The 1,651-nt window shown below is 65.4% G+C and carries 1 protein-coding gene; it reads left to right on the top strand.

All coding sequences use genetic code 11. The annotated features are described in order from the left end of the window. Nucleotides 1-1,651, top strand: a 1,651-nt coding sequence (gene treS, locus G5C60_RS50615; protein WP_165271069.1) for a maltose alpha-D-glucosyltransferase, incomplete at both ends; no start/stop codon positions are given.

Raw genomic sequence — 1,651 nt, 5'->3', positions numbered from 1 at the left:
GACACCCCCGCCAAGGACCGCGATCCCGACTGGTTCAAGCGCGCCGTGTTCTACGAGGTCCTCGTCCGCTCCTTCCAGGACAGCAACGGCGACGGCATCGGCGACCTCAAAGGCCTGACCGCCAAGCTGGACTACCTGCAGTGGCTCGGCGTCGACTGTCTGTGGCTGCCGCCCTTCTTCAAATCCCCTCTCCGGGACGGCGGCTACGACGTCTCGGACTACACGGCAGTGCTGCCCGACTTCGGTGACCTGGCCGACTTCGTGGAGTTCGTCGACGCCACCCATCAGCGGGGCATGCGCGTGATCATCGACTTCGTCATGAACCACACCAGTGACCAGCACCCGTGGTTCCAGGAGTCCCGCAACAACCCCGACGGCCCTTACGGCGACTACTACGTGTGGGCGGACGACGACAAGCAGTACCAGGACGCCCGGATCATCTTCGTCGACACCGAGGCCTCCAACTGGACCTTCGACCCCATCCGCAAGCAGTACTACTGGCACCGCTTCTTCTCCCACCAGCCGGACCTCAACTACGAGAACCCGGCCGTCCAGGAGGAGATGATCTCCGCGCTGCGGTTCTGGCTGGACCTGGGGATCGACGGCTTCCGCCTCGACGCGGTGCCGTACCTCTACCAGCAGGAGGGCACCAACTGCGAGAACCTTCCGCAGACCCATGAGTTCCTCAAGCGGGTCCGCAAGGAGATCGACGAGCATTACCCGGACACGGTGGTGCTGGCGGAGGCCAATCAGTGGCCCGAGGATGTGGTGGACTACTTCGGCGACTTCGCCGCCGGCGGCGACGAATGCCACATGGCCTTCCACTTCCCCGTCATGCCCCGCATCTTCATGGCCGTGCGCCGCGAGTCCCGCTACCCCGTCTCCGAAATCCTCGCCAAGACCCCCGCCATCCCCTCCGGCTGCCAATGGGGCATCTTCCTGCGCAACCACGACGAACTCACCCTGGAGATGGTCACCGACGAAGAACGCGACTACATGTGGGCCGAATACGCCAAAGACCCCCGCATGCGCGCCAACATCGGCATCCGCCGCCGGCTGGCCACCCTCCTGGACAACGACCGCAACCAGATCGAACTGTTCACCGCCCTGCTGCTGTCCCTGCCCGGCTCCCCGATCCTGTACTACGGCGACGAGATCGGCATGGGCGACAACATCTGGCTCGGCGACCGCGACGCCGTACGCACCCCCATGCAGTGGACCCCCGACCGCAACGCCGGCTTCTCCTCCTGCGACCCAGGACGCCTCTACCTGCCCACCATCATGGACCCCGTCTACGGCTACCAGGTCACCAACGTCGAAGCCTCCATGAGCAGCCCCTCATCCCTGCTCCACTGGACCCGCCGCATGATCGAGATCCGCAAACAGAACCCCGCCTTCGGCCTGGGCTCCTACACCGAACTGCCCTCCTCCAACCCCGCCGTCATCGCCTTCCTGCGCGAACACGGCGACGACCTCGTGCTGTGCGTACACAACTTCTCCCGCTTCGCCCAGCCCACCGAACTCGACCTGCAGACCTTCAACGGCCGCCACCCCGTCGAACTCATCGGCGGCGTCCGCTTCCCCGCCATCGGCGACCTGCCCTACCTCCTCACCCTCGCCGGCCACGGCTTCTACTGGTTCCGACTGCGCA

This window comes from Streptomyces scabichelini, from assembly GCF_011045015.1.
Lineage (GTDB): Bacteria > Actinomycetota > Actinomycetes > Streptomycetales > Streptomycetaceae > Streptomyces > Streptomyces scabichelini.
The sequence above is the reverse complement of the archived record's forward strand: the minus strand, read 5'-3'. Positions and strand labels throughout refer to the sequence as shown.